Source organism: Neisseria sp. P0009.S007 (genome assembly GCF_051962515.1).
Genome location: NZ_JBQCVF010000559.1, coordinates 1 through 994, shown reverse-complemented (window position 1 = coordinate 994; position 994 = coordinate 1). Strand labels below are relative to the sequence as shown.

The following is a 994-nucleotide window of genomic DNA, read 5'->3' as shown; positions in this document are numbered from 1 at the left end:
ATAAAGGTGCTGACTGCAATGGCTTTTTGTTCCAATACTTTGAATTTCGGGTGTAAACCGGCATAAGTATTGACGGCGTAAACGAGGTTTTTGCACTCAACGCTGCCATTGGGCGTATGAACCAGCCAGCCATTATCGCATGGTTCGATACGTGTCATCGGGGATTGCTCAAAAAGTTGTGCGCCTGCATAGGCTGCCGCTTTGGCAATGCCTAAGGTGTAATTGAGCGGGTGTAAGTGGCCGGATAAAGGATCAAATTGCGCGCCTTGATACATATTGCTGGCAAGTTGTTGCTTCAGCGTGGCTTTATCCCAAAGCTGGTAATGGCTTGCGCCATAATGTTTTTGGGCGTGTTCGTGCCATTGTTGCAATTCTTCCCAATGCTGAGGATGGACGGCGACGGTAGCGTAGCCGCGTTGCCAATCGCATTGGATGTTGTGTTTTTGAATGCGCGAGTCAACCAGTTCAACGGCTTGCAGAGATTGCTGCCAGAACCATTGGGCCTGTTCCAAACCGACTTGTTTTTCGATTTCTTCCATGCCGCAGGCAAAGTCGCTGATGACTTGTCCGCCGCTTCGGCCTGATGCGCCGAAACCGATACGGGCGGCTTCAAGTACGATGACGTCATGGCCGTTTTCAGCAAGCGGTAGGGCGGTGCATAAGCCGGACAGGCCGCCGCCGATAACGCAGGTTTCAGTTTTCAGACAGCCTTCAAGCGTCGGATAAGACGGATGGGGATTGGCCGTGCTGACATAGTAGGAAGGAAGGTATTCTTTGAAGCTGGGATTGATCATGATTTGAGCTTTAGGTTGGTTTTCACTTCATTGAAATTGGTTTTCAGACGGCCTTAAATGTGGGCTTAGATTCAGGCCGTCTGAAAGGATAAGATGCAGTTAATAAAACAGGCTGTTCCGACGCTTTATCGGACAGCCTGTCTGCATATTAGGCGGCTTTCTCGGCTGCCAATTTTTCTTGGCGGTAGGCTTCGGCAGCC

At 50.3% G+C, this 994-nt stretch carries 1 protein-coding gene; it reads right to left on the bottom strand.

Features of this window, described 5'->3' with window-relative positions:
* A partial coding sequence (locus ACTHS3_RS14790; RefSeq protein ID WP_440368343.1) for an NAD(P)/FAD-dependent oxidoreductase occupies positions 1-794 on the bottom strand: 794 nt, incomplete at its 3' end.
* Positions 795-994: the final 200 nt, after the last annotated feature.